At 66.9% G+C, this 13,373-nt stretch carries 12 protein-coding genes; 8 read left to right on the forward strand and 4 right to left on the reverse strand.

Annotation, left to right across the window (positions count from 1 at the left end; genetic code table 11):
- Position 1: 1 nt before the first annotated feature.
- Complete coding sequence (locus QX041_RS09055) at positions 2-2,467, reverse strand: PAS domain-containing protein (protein WP_316165051.1); 2,466 nt, start codon at positions 2,465-2,467, stop codon at positions 2-4.
- 226 nt (positions 2,468-2,693) lie between these two features.
- Between QX041_RS09055 and QX041_RS09060 the strand changes: the two genes are divergently transcribed.
- The 5 genes from QX041_RS09060 (at position 2,694) to QX041_RS09080 (ending at position 7,636) form a co-directional block, all read left to right on the forward strand.
- Complete coding sequence (locus QX041_RS09060) at positions 2,694-3,821, forward strand: putative zinc-binding peptidase (protein ID WP_316165053.1); 1,128 nt, start codon at positions 2,694-2,696, stop codon at positions 3,819-3,821.
- Positions 3,822-3,889: 68 nt separating this feature from the next.
- Entirely contained in the window at positions 3,890-4,117 is a 228-nt protein-coding gene (locus tag QX041_RS09065; RefSeq protein WP_315754780.1) for a hypothetical protein, read from the forward strand.
- A gap of 156 nt (positions 4,118-4,273) precedes the next feature.
- Entirely contained in the window at positions 4,274-6,289 is a 2,016-nt protein-coding gene (locus tag QX041_RS09070) for an acetyl/propionyl/methylcrotonyl-CoA carboxylase subunit alpha (protein ID WP_315717707.1), read from the forward strand.
- A gap of 181 nt (positions 6,290-6,470) precedes the next feature.
- Entirely contained in the window at positions 6,471-7,337 is an 867-nt protein-coding gene (locus tag QX041_RS09075; RefSeq protein WP_316165055.1) for an isocitrate lyase/PEP mutase family protein, read from the forward strand.
- A complete protein-coding gene (locus QX041_RS09080; RefSeq protein ID WP_315717709.1) occupies positions 7,334-7,636 on the forward strand; it encodes an acylphosphatase in 303 nt (100 codons plus the stop codon). Before QX041_RS09075 ends, QX041_RS09080 begins: the two co-directional genes overlap by 4 nt.
- Before the next feature lie 24 nt (positions 7,637-7,660).
- Here QX041_RS09080 and QX041_RS09085 read toward each other — a convergent pair whose 3' ends face one another.
- On the reverse strand, positions 7,661-8,470 hold the full coding sequence (locus QX041_RS09085) for a class I SAM-dependent methyltransferase (protein ID WP_316165056.1): 810 nt from the start codon (positions 8,468-8,470) through the stop codon (positions 7,661-7,663).
- A 148-nt stretch (positions 8,471-8,618) separates the two neighbouring features.
- Here QX041_RS09085 and QX041_RS09090 point away from each other — a divergent pair, with 148 nt between their 5' ends.
- Genes QX041_RS09090 through QX041_RS09100 form a run of 3 tightly spaced genes read left to right on the forward strand, consistent with a single transcriptional unit; the run spans position 8,619 to position 11,288 of the window.
- Entirely contained in the window at positions 8,619-9,179 is a 561-nt protein-coding gene (locus tag QX041_RS09090; RefSeq protein ID WP_315827874.1) for a GbsR/MarR family transcriptional regulator, read from the forward strand.
- A 16-nt stretch (positions 9,180-9,195) separates the two neighbouring features.
- Complete coding sequence (locus QX041_RS09095) at positions 9,196-9,855, forward strand: DUF4166 domain-containing protein (RefSeq protein ID WP_316165058.1); 660 nt, start codon at positions 9,196-9,198, stop codon at positions 9,853-9,855.
- Positions 9,852-11,288 carry a TIGR01777 family oxidoreductase gene (locus QX041_RS09100; RefSeq protein ID WP_316165059.1) on the forward strand — a complete coding sequence of 479 codons (1,437 nt, stop codon included), beginning with the start codon at positions 9,852-9,854 and terminating at the stop codon, positions 11,286-11,288. Before QX041_RS09095 ends, QX041_RS09100 begins: the two co-directional genes overlap by 4 nt.
- A gap of 16 nt (positions 11,289-11,304) precedes the next feature.
- Here QX041_RS09100 and QX041_RS09105 read toward each other — a convergent pair whose 3' ends face one another.
- Both QX041_RS09105 and QX041_RS09110 read right to left on the reverse strand, forming a co-directional pair.
- Positions 11,305-12,351: an AraC family transcriptional regulator gene (locus tag QX041_RS09105; protein WP_316165061.1), complete on the reverse strand. Its 1,047-nt coding sequence runs from the start codon at positions 12,349-12,351 to the stop codon at positions 11,305-11,307.
- A 59-nt stretch (positions 12,352-12,410) separates the two neighbouring features.
- Entirely contained in the window at positions 12,411-13,268 is an 858-nt protein-coding gene (locus tag QX041_RS09110; protein WP_316165063.1) for a LysR family transcriptional regulator, read from the reverse strand.
- Between the last annotated feature and the right edge of the window lie 105 nt (positions 13,269-13,373).

A 13,373-nucleotide genomic window follows, 5' to 3' on the forward strand; every position in this document is an offset into this window, starting at 1 on the left:
CTCAGCGCGGCAGCGGCGCCTTTTCGGCCATTGCCTTGCGCAGGATGCGCGACAGCGACTCCACCGAATAGGGCTTCTTGATCAGCTCGAAGCCGTGATGGGCATTCTCCGCGAGCACGTGGCTGTAGCCGGATGTCAGCACCACCGGCAGGCCGGGATAGCGGTCGCGGATGATGCCGGCAAGCTCCAGGCCGTTGATGCCGGGCATGATGACGTCGGAGAACACGAGGTCGACCGCGAATTCGTCGTTCGCCAGGATTGCCAGCGCATCGGCGGCATTGGCGACGCGGCGCGTCACATAGCCGAGATCCTCGAGCAGCTCGGTCGAGAACTGCCCCACCTCGTCATTGTCCTCGACCACGAGCACGCGGTAGCCGCGCCCGATGGTCGCCGGCTCGATGCGCGCGGAGCCGGCTTCCGTGCCGGATTGCGGAGCCGTGGCCTGCGGCAGATAGATCGTGAAGGTCGCGCCGTCGCCGATGCGGCTGTCGACCGCGATGTCGCCTTCGGACTGCTTGGCGAAGCCGAACGCCTGGCTGAGGCCGAGACCCGTGCCCTTGCCGACCTCCTTGGTGGTGAAGAAGGGTTCGAAGATTGCGTTGAGATGTTGAGGCGCGATGCCGCCCCCGGTGTCGGCGACCGAAATCGCGATGAAGGCACCGGGCCGGGTGCTCTGGCCACGCAAGGCCGGGATGCTCTCGGTCCGCTGCACGCCGATCTTCAGATGTCCTTCACCGTTCATGGCGTCGCGCGCATTGACGGCGAGATTGATGAGCGCGGTCTGGAATTGCGCGACGTCGGCGAGGGTGAACAGCCCGCTGTCCGTGACCGCGAGCTCGATCTGGATGCGGCTGCCGACGAGAGGACGGATCAGTTGCACGACGCTCTCGACCTGCTCGCCAACATTGAACACCTGCGGCGTCAAGGGTTGTCGCCGCGCGAAGGCCAGGAGCTGCGCGGTCAGCTTCGAGGCGCGCTCCACCGTCTCCGAGATCGCATCGACATAGCGCCGGCGCCGCTCCTCGGGAAGATCGCGGCGGCGCAGGAAGTCGGTGGCCGAGCGGATGATGGTGAGCAGGTTGTTGAAGTCGTGTGCGACGCCGCCGGTGAGCTGGCCGATCGCCTCCATCTTCTGCGACTGCCGCAACAGCTCCTCGCCCTGGATGCGCTCGGTGACGTCGACCGCCTCGGCGACCGCGCCGGTCACCACATCATGCTGGTCGAACAGAGGCCGCATCGAAAGCTCGAAATGTCGCTGGCCGCTGGCGAAATCGAGCCGCATCTCGGTCCGAAAGCTCTCGCCGGCGAGAACGCGGGCGAACGCCTTGCGCAGCATCTCGGTCACGCCCGGCGTATGGGTGAACCAGGGCGCATCCCAGAGCGGCTGGCCGATGACGTTCACTTCACCGGCGCGCATGCCGGCGACCGCGATGCGGTTGGCATGCAGCACGCGGCCCTCGACGTCGAGGATGGCTTGATACTGATTGCTGGTGTCGAAGATCGCGCGCATGCGCGCTTCATTGGCCTCGAGTTGGGCGGTGCGCTCCTTGATCCGCTCTTCGAGGGTCTCGTTGATGCGGCGCAGCTCGATCTCGGCCTGCTTGGCGGCCGTGACGTCGTGAGCGACGCCGATGAATCCGACATGTTTGCCGTTCGCGTCCCAGCGCGGCTGCGATTCCGAGCGCAGCCAGCGCCATTCGCCGTCGGCGCGGCGGTAGCGCGCCTCGAGGAAGAACGGCTTCAGCGAGCGCTCTCCCGATTGCTGCTGCTCCAGGATGCGCGGAAGATCCTCGGGATGCAGCACCTTGCGCCAGTCGAAGGCCAGCGTCTCGTCATGGGGCAGGCCGAGGAAATCGACATAGGCGCGATTGACGAAGGAGCGGGTGCGGTCGAGCTTCGTCACCCAGATCGGCACCGGGGCGCTGTCGGCGATCAGCCGGAAGCGCTCCTCGCTCTCGCGCAGCTTGGCCTGCGCCAGCATCTGGTCGGTGACATCGATATGCGCGCCGACCAGACGGATCGCGCGGCCGTTCCAGTCACGCTCGATGCGGGCGATGACGCGGACCCAGCGGATCTCGCCGTCGCTGGGACGGATGATGCGGTATTCGGTGGTGTAGTCCTCCTGCTTACTCTTGACTGCAGCAATGAAGTCCTGCTCGGCCTTGACGCGGTCGTCGGGATGCACGCGTCTGACCCAGTCTTCGTGAGTCTCGTGGACAGCCTCCGGCGGCAGGCCGTGAATGATCAGGTATTCGGGGGAGCGGCGGTTGCGGTAGCCTTCGCGCAGGTCGACCTCGACGCCGCCGACCCGGGCGATCCGCTGGATGCGCGCGAGCTCCGCCTCGCGTTCCTGCAGCGCGCGATAGGCCTCATCGCGATCGCGCGCTATCTCCTCGATATGCTGGCGCAGCGCATCGGCGGCAGCCTCCGGCCTCACTTCGTCTCTGGGCGCATCCGCGCTGTTCATGCTGACCTGCACTGATGTGGCGAGCAGTCGCCCGAGCATTCCATCGCGGGTGTTCGGAAGCGTGGCGACATTGGGACCAAGGAAAGCAAACTGACCAGAGATTATGGCGGGCAAACGCCGGCATGACGTGAACGTGAGGGCAGATAAAAAGTTCCGTGCTCCCGGAACGGACTGTTACTGTCGTGCGTCGTCAGGCCCTGAACACCGCAACACGAAGGTCCACGCTGTGAAGCTCTTCGTCTGTCAGGCCTGCAAGAACATCCTGTATTTCGAGAATCGCAGCTGCGGGCGCTGCGGCCATCAGCTCGCCTTCATGCCGGAGCGCCAGATCCTGTCGGCGATCGAGCCGGCGGAGGAGGGCTTTCGGACGCTCGCCGACCACGGGACGGGGCGCTTCTTCTGCGCCAATGCCGAGCACGACGCCTGCAACTGGCTGCTCGAGATCGGCGAGACTTCGGGCTTCTGCCGCGCCTGCCGGCACAACGGTACGATTCCCAATCTGTCTGATCCCGCGCAACTCGCCGGATGGCGAGAGCTGGAGGTGGCCAAGCACCGGCTGTTCTATTCGCTGATCCGCTGGAAACTCCCTGTGAAGACACGGATCGAGGATCCCGGGCACGGGTTGATCTTCAACTTCCTTGCCGATGACCCCGCCGGTCAGCAGAGGGTCCTGACCGGCCACGACAACGGCCTCATCACCATCGCTCTGGCCGAGGCCGACGATTTCGAGCGCGAGCGGCGCCGGCTCGAAATGGGCGAGCCGTACCGGACCTTGCTCGGTCATTTTCGCCACGAGGTCGGGCACTACTTCTGGGACGTGCTGGTGCGCGATGCCGGCAGGCTCGAGGAATGCCGGGCCATGTTCGGCGACGATACGCAGGACTACGGCGCGGCGCTGAGGCGGCATTACGATCAGGGGCCGCCGGTGGACTGGCAGGACAATTTCGTTTCGGCCTACGCCACCACACATCCGTGGGAGGATTTTGCCGAGACCTGGGCGCACTACCTCCACATCGTCGATACGCTGGAGATGGCCTCCGAGTTCGGTATCGAGATCGATCCGCCCGCCGACCAGATCGGCGGGCTGACGGCGCGCGTCACCTTCGATCCGTACGTCGCGGAGGACTTCGACACCATCGTCAACGCCTGGCTGCCGTTCACCTTTGCGATGAACAGCGTCGCGCGAGCGATGGGCGCGCGGGATCTCTATCCTTTCATCCTGACGCCGCCGGTCATCGGCAAGCTGGGCTTCATCCACCGCCTGGTGCGGCAGGGTGCACAGCAAGAGTCTGTCGCTCTGGCTCCCGAAAAGCCACAGGCCGAGCCGCAGCAGGAAGAGATCGGGGCGGCGTGATCCGCCTTGACTCTTGAGAACATAAAGTGAACATGAAGGCGTGACCGGAGCGAGGACCGTCATCGCGCATGCAGCCCAGATCGCAATCCAAGACCAATGCTCAAGCCGCGGACAGCGAAGACCTCGCGCTGGAGGCCGCCGTGGACGAGGCCATCGCTGCCTGCGAAGGCGATCCGCGGGCGGCCATTCGTGCCCTGATCGTTGCGAACGATTTCCTTGAGACCGAGGTCGGCGAGCTGATGAAGGCGGTGTCGCACGCCTATGCCCGCGGACGTTTCCACAGCTATTCCGGCTGACGGCAGGGGACACGGCTGGCATGCCTCGCCGGACGGCAGGGGCGGAACGAGAGGCGGGTTGCGCGCGGGCGATTTTGGTATAGACGAACCGGTCAAGCTCGCGGTGTTACGCCTGTGCCACGAGCGGGGAGCCCGCCCAAAGGTATCAAGCAAGAAATGTTCAAAACCATTCTGATCGCGAACCGCGGCGAGATCGCCTGCCGGGTCATCAAGACCGCCCGCCGCATGGGAATCCGAACCGTTGCGGTCTATTCGGAAGCCGACCGCGATGCGCTTCATGTCGAGATGGCCGATGACGCCGTGCTGATCGGCCCGCCCGCCGCCGCCGAGAGCTATCTCCTGATCGACCGCATCGTCGAGGCCTGCCGCAAGACCGGCGCCGAGGCGGTGCATCCGGGCTACGGCTTCCTGTCCGAGCGCGAGGCTTTCCCGCGGGCATTGGCCGAGGCCGGCATCGTCTTCATCGGCCCCAATCCCGGCGCCATCGCCGCCATGGGCGACAAGATCGAATCCAAGAAGGCGGCCGCCAAGGCCAAGGTCTCGACCGTGCCCGGCTTCCTCGGCGTCATCGAGGACGACAAGCACGCCGTGCGCATCGCCGACGAGATCGGCTACCCCGTGATGATCAAGGCCTCCGCCGGCGGCGGCGGCAAGGGCATGCGCATCGCGCGTTCGACCGCCGAGGTCGCCGAGGGTTTCAATCTCGCCAAGGCCGAGGCCAAGGCTTCGTTCGGCGACGATCGCGTCTTCATCGAGAAGTTCATCGTCGATCCCCGCCACATCGAGATCCAGGTGCTCGGCGACAAGCATGGCAACGTGATCTATCTCGGCGAGCGCGAATGCTCGATCCAGCGCCGCAACCAGAAGGTCATCGAGGAGGCGCCGTCGCCGCTGCTCGATGAGGAGACGCGGCGCAAGATGGGCGAGCAGGCGGTCGCGCTTGCCAAGGCCGTGAACTACGACTCCGCCGGCACCGTCGAGTTCGTCGCCGGCCAGGACAAGAGCTTCTACTTCCTCGAGATGAACACCCGCCTGCAGGTCGAGCATCCCGTGACCGAGCTCGTCACCGGTATCGATCTCGTCGAGCAGATGATCCGCGTCGCCGCCGGCGAGAAGCTTTCGCTTGCGCAGAAGGACGTGACGCTGACCGGCTGGGCGGTGGAATCGCGCGTCTATGCGGAAGATCCGTTCCGCAGCTTCCTGCCGTCGATCGGCCGCCTCGTGAAGTATCGCCCGCCGGCCGAGAGCAAGGCTGACGGCATCACCGTACGCAACGACACCGGCGTGCAGGAGGGCGGCGAGATCTCGATCTATTACGATCCGATGATCGCCAAGCTCGTCACCCATGCGGAGTCGCGGGCTGCCGCGATCGAGGCGCAGTCGACCGCGCTCGATGCGTTCTATGTCGATGGCATCCGCCACAACATTCCGTTCCTGTCGGCGCTGATGAACCATCCGCGCTGGCGCGAGGGCCGGCTGTCGACCGGCTTCATCGCCGAGGAGTTTCCCAAGGGCTTTGCCGCGCGTGCGCCGGAAGGCGAGATCGCGCGCCGGCTGGCGGCGGTGGGTGCTGCGATCGACCACGTGCTCGGCGAGCGCAAGCGGCAGATCTCGCAGCAGATGATCGGCCGTCCGGTGAAGCGCCAGGGCCGCCGCGCGGTGTGGCTCGGGCGTGACGAGATCCTGCTCGACATCACCAGGGAGAACGGCGCGATCACGGTCCGCTTCGTCGGGGCCGACGGCAAGGTCGGTCCGGCGCATCAGTTGGTGTCGGACTGGAAACCGGGCGATGCGGTCTGGCACGGCACCATCGATGGCGCGGCCATCGCCGTGCAGACGCGCCTCATTGCGAACGGTGTGCGGCTCGCGCATCAGGGCGTCGAAGCGCCGGTCTACGTCTACACGGAAGCCGAGGCGACCGCGGCGCGGCTGATGCCGGTCGTCACCGCAGGTGATAGCGGCAAGAAGCTCCTGTGCCCGATGCCCGGCCTCGTGGTCTCGATCGCCGTGACCGAAGGGCAGGAGGTCAAGGCCGGCGAGACGCTCGCCGTGGTCGAAGCCATGAAGATGCAAAACGTGCTGCGCGCCGAGCAGGACGGTACGGTGAAGAAGATCCACGCGACAGCCGGCGCTACGCTCGCGGTGGACGCGCTGATCCTGGAGTTTGCGTAAGCTCAGAAGTCGACGTCGTTGCGAACGAAGCGACTTTGTCCGCCGAAGCCTGTAGGCGAAGGCGGAAGCAATCCGGGGCTCGGGAGACGACTCCGGATTGCCTGGTCGCGGAGCCTGTCATCGGGCCGCGCTTTGTGCGGACCCGTTGGCTCCTCGCAATGACGGGAGAGAGGAGGCGAGGATGACTTTCCGTGCACGTCGAGAGGCGCTCCGTGCGATCCTCGCCGGCGATCGCTGCATCCATCCGGGATCGGTATACGACGCGATTTCGATCCGGATCGCAGAGGACCTCGGCTTCGAGCTCGGCATGTTCGGCGGCTCGGCTGCTTCGCTCGCCGTGCTCGGCGACCCCGACATCGCGCTGATCACGCTGACGGAGTTGGCCGAGCAGATGCGGCGAATGTCGCGCGCTGCCGCGCTGTCGGTGCTGGTCGATGCCGATCACGGCTACGGCAGCGCGATGAACGTGCGCCGCACGGTGCAGGAACTGGAAGCGGCCGGTGCCGCGGGTCTCACCATCGAGGATACCCTGCTGCCGCAGGCTTTCGGCGAAGCGAAGCCGCAACTGATCTCGCTTGCCGAAGGGGTCGGCAAGGTGAAGGCCGCGCTCGATGGCCGCGACGATCCCGCGCTGGTCATCCTGGGACGGACGGGCGCCGTTTCCATCACCTCGCTCGACGACGCGATCGCGCGAGCCAGGGCGTATGAGGCCTGCGGCGTCGACGGCCTGTTCTTCACCGGCATTACCGCGCGCGACCAACTCGATGCGGTCGCGGCGGCGACGACGCTGCCGATCGTGCTCGGCGGCGCGCCGGAGGAGATGTCCGATCTCGGCTATCTCGCCTCGCGCCGTGTCCGCGTCGCGCTACAGGGCCATGCGCCGATCGCCGCGGCGACGCAGGCGGTGTATGAGACGCTGAAGGCGCTCCGCGACGGCGCCTCGCCGAAGCAGCTCAAGGGGCTGCCGTCGGCGGAGCTGACGGCACGCGTGATGCGCGAGGCGGATGTGAAGAAGCGCCTGCGCGATTTTCTGGGGCTCGGATCATGATCGATCGCGCCATCGTCCACGTCTTGGTGCGCGGCCGCGTCCAGGGAGTGGGTTATCGTGCCTGGGTCGAGGACCAGGCCATCCTGAACGGCCTCGAAGGCTGGGTCCGCAACCGCACCGATGGCAGTGTCGAGGCGTTGTTCGCGGGTCCCTCGGACGACGTTGCCGCCGTGTTGGCAGCCTGCCGCGAGGGACCGCCAGCAGCGCATGTCGATGCCGTGATGGAAAACCCGGCGACGGCCGATCAGCTCAAACCGCGCCGGCCGGGCGAGGCGTTCTCCGTGTTGCCGACGCTCTAACGACACGGCGCGCGAGCCCGCCGCTCACCCCGCCGAGATCACCAGCGCCTGGATGCGGCCCTCGATCGGTCCGTTGCCGAACCGGCGCGCCAGCGCGTCGGCGGCCGCCTGCGTCACGGCGGCGAGGCCGGGCGTGCCGCGTGCTTCGATCTCGCCGCGCATCGGTGTGCCCTGGCAAAATGCCGTGGCCGGGTCCTGAGGCGATGCCGCGCGGCTGCGATGCGTCACCGTCTCGATCGCGATGTCGGTGAAGCCCGCTGCGGTCAGATCGGCCTCGATCCGCCCGGCATCGAAATAGCCGTGCGGAGTCCGGATGAAGAACTGCGGCGGGCTTTCGGGGAAGACCTGCTGCAACGTCTCGTGAACGACGTGAGGGATTTCATTCTCCTCGATCCGATCCCAGACGTTGAAGACGAAACGTCCGCCGGGCCTGAGCACGCGGCGGGCCTCCGCATAGCCCTTGACGCGATCGGGGAAGAACATCGCGCCGAACTGACATGCGACGGCATCGAAGCTCGCGTCGGCAAAGGGCAGGGCCAGCGCATCGGCTTGATGAAATGCGATGCGGTCCGCAGCGGCGAGATGGGTCTTCGCCTGCGCGAGCATCGGCTCGTTGAGGTCGGTGGCGGTGATCCGGACCTCCGGCGGCAGTTGAGCATGCAGGGCCCGCGTAACCACGCCGGTGCCCGCCGCCGTCTCCAGCACGTCGCGCGGCAGGTACGCCGCGATGCGCCGCGCGAGGTCCAGCGCATAGGGCACGAAGATCAAGGGGACCATCAGTTGATCGTAGATCTGTGGGATCGATCCAGTGAACGCCTTGTCGGATGCCGTCATGGCTTGCTCCTGTTGCAGAGGGGGCAGGCGGGGAACCGGGCGGTCGGCAGGCGCAAAATGGGCGCCGTAACATCCGTCGGGCCAGCCCCCAGCCCGGTTCAAGAGCGGGTCTCTTGACATTCATCCTCGTACGTCAGATATTTCTGTTATGACAGAATTTACAGGTCATCGAAAACTTCCGCCCGCCGTCGAGCGTTTCATCCTCAACTGGGGCGACATGGGCGACCGGTGGGGCGTGAACCGCTCGGTGAGCCAGATCCACGGGCTGCTGTACCTCGCCGAGAAGCCGATGACGGCGGAGGACATCGCCGACACGCTCGGCATGGCCCGCTCCAATGTCTCGAACTCGCTGAAGGAGCTGCTCGCCTGGGGCTTGATCCGGCGCGTGCCGATCCTCGGCGACCGCCGCGATCATTTCGAGGCCGAGACCGACATCTGGGAGGTCGCACAGCGGATCGCGGCCGGCCGCAAGGAGCGCGAGATCGATCCCGCGATCGCTGCGCTGCGCGCCTGCGTCGCGGAAGCGACCGGCGATCCCGCGATCAGCACGGTCGCAGCCAGGCGGCTGAAAGACATGCTGGCGTTCACCGAGCTGGTCGACCGCTGGTACGTGCAGATGCTGAAGGTGCCGCGGCCGCGTCTCGTTGCGCTGATCAAGCTCGGCGAGAAGATCGCAAATCTGCTGCCGTCGGGAAGATCAAGGTCGTAGATGAGCGGAGGGCGTCATGGTGACCATGGGACATCTCGGACTTTCAACGCCCTCCAACGCCCGGCTTCATGACGATCACAGGTTTCGTGCGCTGTTGTCCGCCGAGGATTGGGGGCGGCTGCCGGTGTCGATCTGGCGCCGCTTCTCCAAGAAACTCGCCGACGGCGCGACCGTCGTCTATGTCGGCGAGGTCGATCAGGCCGAGATCAGTCGTGCCGGCTTCTGGTTCGCGCATCTGGCGCGGCTGATCGGCGGGCCGCTGCCGACGCACGCAGACATCGGTGTGCCGATGATCGTCGCGGTGACGGAGGACGCGGCGAGAGGCGGCCAGATCTGGACGCGCATCTGCGGACGCCCGCATGGCTTCCCGCAGGTGATCCATTCCGCCAAGCGCTTCGCCGGTCCGACGGGGCTCGAGGAATATCTCGGCTGGGGCCTTAGCATGAGCCTGCGCGTCGGCGTCGCCGATGGCGCGCTTCATTTCCATAGCGCCGGCTACACGTTCGACTTCGCGGGCCGGCGCTGGGCGCTGCCGGCATGGCTCACGCCCGGCGACCTCACCGTCACCCATTCCGATCTCGGCAGCGGCGTCTTTCGCTTCTCGCTCGAGATCATCCATCCGCGCTTCGGGCGCATCATCCGCCAGAGCGCCGTATTCCGGGAGTCCGCACCATGACGCCGCTACTCTGGTCCCTGATTGCGCTTCAGATCGTGATGGGCGTGTTCGACACCGTCTATCACCATGAGTTCACCGAGCGCCTGGCCTGGCGCCCGTCGCAGCTGGGCGAGCTCAAGCTGCACGGCGTCCGCAATATGCTCTATGCGCTGCTGTTCGCCGTCATCGGCTGGTGCGAGGTGCATGGATTGTTCGCAATCCTCGTGCTCGCGGTGCTCGTGGCCGAGATCGGCATCACCCTGACCGATTTCGTCGAGGAGGATCTGACGCGCAAGCTGCCGCCGAGCGAACGCGTGAATCACACGCTGCTCGCCATCAACTACGGCGCGATCCTCATGCTGCTGGTGCCGCTGCTGATCGGCTGGGCGATGCAGCCCTCGGCGATCGTGCCGGCCTTTGCCGGCTTGCTGAGCTGGATTGCGGCTGCCGCCGCGGTTGGCGCTGCCCTGTGCGGTCTGCGCGACTTCACCGCGGCACGGCGCCTTGCGCGGATGTCGCAGCCGGATGCGGCCGGGCTGGTCGCGGCGCTGCCGCCGGCGCAGACCATCCTCATCACCGGCGCGACCGGTTTCATCGGCGCGCGGCTGGTGGCCGGTCTCGCCGCGGCCGGCCATCACGTCGTCGCCCTGGTACGTGATCCGGCCAAGGCCGCAATGTTGCCGGCGCCGCTGGCCTTGATCACCAATCTCGATCAGCTCGCCTCCGACACCCGTATCGACGCGATCGTCAATCTTGCCGGTGAACCGATCGGCAATGCGCCGTGGACCGCGGCCAAGCGCGCGACGATCCTGCAGTCCCGGCTGGCTACGACGGAAGCCGTCTTATCCCTGATTGCGCGGCTCGACCGTAAGCCGAAGGTCTTGGTCAACGGTTCGGCGATCGGCTGGTACGGCCTGTGGCAGGACCAGCCGCTGACCGAATCCGCCAAGTCGCATGCCTGCTTCAGCCATGACCTCTGCGACGCCTGGGAGCAAGCGGCTCGCGGTGCCGAAGCGCACGGCGTCCGCGTCGCACTGCTGAGGATCGGGCTCGTGGTCGGCCGCGACGGCGGCTTCCTGGCGCGGATGCTGACGCCGTTCGAATTCGGCCTCGGCGGGCCATTCGGCTCCGGTCTGCAATGGATGTCCTGGATCGAGCGCGACGATCTCGTTCGGCTGATCGCGCATGTGATCGCGACCGAGGCCATCACCGGGCCGGTCAATGCGACGGCGCCGCTGCCGGTGCGCAATCTCGCCTTCACCGCCGAACTCGCGCGCTGCCTGCGGCGTCCGGCGCTGCTGCGCGTCCCCGCCGGCCTGCTGCGCCGGATCGGCGGCGACTTCGCCGAGGAGCTTTTGCTCGGCGGCCAGCGCGTGGTGCCGAACAAGGCGCTGTCGAGCGGCTTCGTGTTCCGGCATCAGAGCCTGCGTAGCGCGCTCGAAGCCATCCTGTGAGCGGTCGAAAAGAGCGTCACGGTTGCTCGGCGCGTGCCATCGTCGCCGATGGCAGCTCGCCGAACGTGGCGCGGTAGTAGCGGGCGAAGTGTCCGGCATTGGCAAAGTTGCAGGCGGCAGCGGCCGCTGCCACCGTGATGTCGGGATCGCCGGAGCGCAGCATCTCGCGGGCGCGCCGCAGGCGCACCGATTTGGCAAAGGCCATCGGCGAATAGCCGCGCACGCGCTCGAACAGACGGAAGATCGAGCGGGCGCTGACGCCGGCTTCGCGCGCCAGGTGCTCGATCGTGATCGGCTCGCGCCAGTTCGCCTCGATGTAGTCCTCGAGCCGCTTGACCAGGCCGAAGTCCGGCATCGGGGAGGGATCCAGGAGCGTGTCGCGGAAACGATGACGGCTGGCGCAGAGGAAGGCGACATGCACCGCATCCTCCAGCTCGCGATAGACCGCGGCGGGGAACGCCGCATCCTGCTCGTTGAGCTGGGTCGTCAGGAAATCCAGCAGCCGCATCAGGTTGCGGGCCTGCGGATCGGCGGTCGGAACGGCAGGGTCGATCGTAAAGTCGGCGCGCGGCTGCACGCCGACCAGCGCCGTCAGGCGCCGTCGCAGCGCCTGCGGATCGAGCCGCAGAGTCAGTCGCCGATGGCCGCCCTGGCACGCCATCTGCCATGGCACGCCGGCCGGCGCGACTGCGAACTGATGCTCATTGACGTCGGTCGCCTCGCCGGGAGTGCAACTGACCGCGCGTCCCTTCAGGGCGATCTGCACTCTCATGAAATCGGCGGCGCGATGGTCGCAGACCATGTCGCAGGTCGTGGTGCCGAACGCGAGGCCGATGGTCTCGAGCTCGATCAGGTTGACGATCGCCTCGAAGCGCTCGGCGTTCCTGAAGTCGACGCGCTCGGCGCCGAGCCGGCGCCCCGCGAGGTCGCGCAGCACGTCGGCGTTCGAGGTTCGGATCAGCGCGTGGCGATGCAATGGTTCGAGGCCGGTCGCGCCGGTCGAGGCCGGGCTCGGCTTTGCTGGGGCGCTGACGAGGTCAGCTGCGGTCAAGAGACGGTTCAAGCCGCTGCTCCTGAACTCCGATTATTCATCCATGCTACATCAGGCTCCGCGGGCGTCAATTACTTCGAGATCGCGGCGCTTCGGAATGCTGCGGCCAGCGTGCGCAAGGCCGCGCGCTTGGCCGCATCGCCCGCCTTCGCATGCAGCATCACCTTGGAGCGGCCGAGCTTGGGCAGGCCGAGATCCGTTCCGACATCGATCAGTCCGCTGGGCGCGATCCGGCGGGCCAGCGGCGCAATCGCAAGACCGGCCCGCGCGGCGGCCGCAACGGCCGTCACTCCGCCGCCGACGAACGTCTCGCTGAAGCTGATTCGGGCGCGCTCGAGCGCGCGGACCGCGATGCTGCGCACGCCACAGGGCGGCGCGAGCGTGGCGAGCGGCAGCGTGCCGGCCGCCGGCAGACGAAATCTGGGAGCTGCGAACCAGCCGAACTCGTCCGTGATCAACGCCTCGCCACCGCGGCGGCTCGCCTCCTGGCGGACGATCACGGCGTCGAGCTTGCCGGCATCGTAGCGGTCGAGCAGGTCGCGCGAGAAGCCGATGCTGACCGACAGGACGAGGTCCGCCATGGCCCCATGCAACTGCTCGAGCATCGGCACCAGCTCGGGGCCGGCGACGTGATCGCTGATCCCCAGCGACAACAGCGGCCGGGCACGAGGAGCGCCGGTCAGCGCGAGGTCATGTGCGGCAACCAGCGCGCGGGCGTTCTCGGCGAAGGCCGCGCCGTCGGCGGTGAGCCGGACCGCGCGCGGCGAGCGTTCGACCAGCCGCTTTCCGAGCAGCGCTTCCAGGCGCTGCAGCTTCAGGCTGACCGCGGCCTGCGTGGTGCCGAGCGTCTCGGCCGCCCGGGTGAAGCTGTGCAGCTCGCTCACCAGCAGAAAGGCGCGGACGGTCGCGATGTCGAGCGTGGCTGTCATATGCGATCGTTATCATTGATATCCATCCCGATAAGATACCAAAATGGCAGGTGCGCGGCTAGCTTTGCTGTCGAGGCGCAGTCACGCGCTGGATACCGGGAGCCA

This window comes from Bradyrhizobium sp. SZCCHNRI2009 (genome assembly GCF_032485115.1).
In the GTDB taxonomy this organism is placed as follows: domain Bacteria; phylum Pseudomonadota; class Alphaproteobacteria; order Rhizobiales; family Xanthobacteraceae; genus Bradyrhizobium.